This window comes from Roseateles sp. P5_B10, assembly GCF_056400485.1.
Map to the genome: position 1 here is coordinate 1 of NZ_JBFULE010000797.1, position 2,359 is coordinate 2,359.

Below are 2,359 nucleotides of genomic sequence, written 5' to 3' on the forward strand. Positions count from 1 at the left end.
CAGGTCATGATGGGGCAGGGCATCACGCCTGCCAGCCACCACCCCATCACGCGCAACATGGACAACCGCAACCTCGCGGAGTTCCTCGGCGACATCCGCAAGGATGTGGCGCGCACGCTGATGAAGCTGCCAAAGCACCAGCAGTTCATCGACGGCTTCTGCCCCGCACCCAAGCTCGACCTGGTCACGAACAAGCCTGTCGTCGGCCCCGAGCTGCGCATCAACCCCAACGCCCGTCTGGAGACGGTGCAGCTGTCCAACGGCGCGACGGTCTACGTGGTCGACGACTTCGCGCAAGACCCCGAGGCCCTCGTGGCGCTTGCCCAGGCCCAGGCCGGCCAGTTCGAGGCGCCCGCGGGCCATCCCTATCCCGGCCCGCAGCTGGCACTGCCGGACGGCATCGCCGGCGCACTGGGGGGCTATTTCGAACAGCACCTGCGCCCCCGGCTGGGTGCCGGCCCGGGGCTGGGCATGTTCGGCCGCTTCTCGCGTGTCACCCAGGACGCCACGACGCTGGACCCGCGCCAGCGCATCTGCCACCGCGACGACTCCGCCATCGGGCCGGGCGAGGTGATCTCGGCATCCGTGCACTACCTGTTCAAGGACGAGCAACTGGGGGGCACCGTGTTCTTCCGTTCGCTGATGTCCGACGCCGAGACGCGCCAGTTCATGCGCGACTCCAACACGCTGAACGGCAGCGCCTTCAGCGACAAGTACGGCATCGCGCCCGGCTACATGACCGAGAGCAACCGCTACTTCGAGGTCATCGGCCGGATACCCGCCAAATGGAACCGCGCCATCTTCTACAGCGGCAGCATCTTCCATACCGGTGACATCAACTGGCCCGCGGCCCAGGTCGGCTATCAGACGGGCATGGGCCGCTTGACCATCAACGCCTTCTTCAAGAGCCGCCAGCCTGCCTAGCCGCCAGTTCGGCATCCAGCGCCAGGGAGCGCTGCGCGGCCGGGCGGGACCGCAGGCGCGCCGCGTAGGCCTCCACGGCCGGCGTCGCCGGCATCATCTTGAAGGCCAGCATGTCGGCGAGCGCATTGCCCCACAGGAAGTCGGCCACCGTCAGGCGCTCGCCCAGCCACCAGGTCCGGCCGTCCTCCAGTTGCTGTTGCACCAGGCRCACGACGCTGTCGAAGTCGCCATAGGGCGACCAGGAAGGCTGGCAGTCCTCGCGCTTGAGAGCCCGGTCCGTCATAGCCGGCTCGAAGCAGGAGCCATAGAACACCATCCAGCGCAGGAAGGCGCCGCGCAGCGGGTCGCCCACCGGTGGCACCAGGCCGCGCTCGGGATAGAGCTCGGCCAGGTAGAGGTAGACAGCGGCCTGCTCGGTGATGAGCGCGCCGTCGTGCAGCAGGGCCGGCACCTTGCCCATGGCATTGACGGCGAGATAGGCGGGTTCACGCTGCTGCTTCCTGGTCAGGTCGAGCACCTGCAGTTCGTGTTCGGCCTGCAGCTCCTCGACGAGGATGCGCACGCCGGCGGAGCGGCTGTTGGTGGCGTGGAAGAGGGTGACGAAGCGGCTCATGGCGATGTGGGATGGAGTGAAGGAGGCGCCGTTGTAGGCTGCGGCCCCTGCCGCCGTCTTGGAAAAACACGCATGACAGCCACCACCCGTTTGCGCGCCGTGACCAGCCGGGCCAAGGGCGTCGTCGACCCGGCCACCGCGCAGCGCAAATTCCGCCTCGCCCGCTACGAGCCCGCGCCCGACCTCGCGCCCTTCCTGGACTACCACTGGATCGTCGAATGGGATCTGCGCGGCCAGCCCGACTTCGTGCAGCGCACCTTGCCCTATCCGGTCGTCAACATCGTCTTCGATGCCGAACTGACCGCCGTCTTCGGTGTCGTCAGCGGTTCGTATGAGCACCGGCTCACGGGCGCCAACCGCGGCCTGGGCCTGCGCTTTCGGCCCGGCGGCTTTCGCGGCCTGCTCGGGCGCCCGCTGCACACCATCACCGACATCCACCTGCCGCTGTCGGCCGTGCTGCCCGTGGATGACGCCCAGGCCGAGCGAGCCGTGCTGAGCCAGCCCGACGACGCCGGCATGATTGCCGCCGCTGAAGGCCTGCTGCGCCCGCTGCTCGGCGAACCTGACCCCAAGGTCGACCGGCTCAACGCCATCCTGGCCCTGGCCCAGAGCGACCCTACGCTGACCCGCGTGGACGAACTGGCCGAGCACGCGGGTGTGGGCATGCGCGCCTTGCAGGCCTGGTTCAGCGACTATGTCGGCGTCAGCCCCAAATGGGTCATTCGCCGCTACCGCCTGCACGAGGCGGCCGACCAGCTTGCCAGCGGCGCCGAGCTGGACCTGGCCGAACTGGCCCAGCGCCTGGGCTATTACGACCAGGCC

At 68.6% G+C, this 2,359-nt stretch carries 3 protein-coding genes; 2 read left to right on the plus strand and 1 reads right to left on the minus strand.

The features are described from left to right. On the plus strand, window positions 1-924 hold a 924-nt coding region (locus AC1DU6_RS27745; protein WP_477861062.1), incomplete at its 5' end, for a DUF6445 family protein. Here AC1DU6_RS27745 and AC1DU6_RS27750 read toward each other — a convergent pair. Continuing rightward, window positions 902-1,543 (minus strand): glutathione S-transferase family protein, encoded by a 642-nt coding sequence (locus AC1DU6_RS27750; protein ID WP_477861065.1) that lies wholly within the window; start codon window positions 1,541-1,543, stop codon window positions 902-904. The two genes, AC1DU6_RS27745 and AC1DU6_RS27750, sit on opposite strands and share 23 nt — an antisense overlap. A 66-nt stretch (window positions 1,544-1,609) precedes the next feature. Here AC1DU6_RS27750 and AC1DU6_RS27755 point away from each other — a divergent pair. Continuing rightward, on the plus strand, window positions 1,610-2,359 hold a 750-nt coding region (locus AC1DU6_RS27755), incomplete at its 3' end, for a DUF6597 domain-containing transcriptional factor (protein ID WP_477861064.1).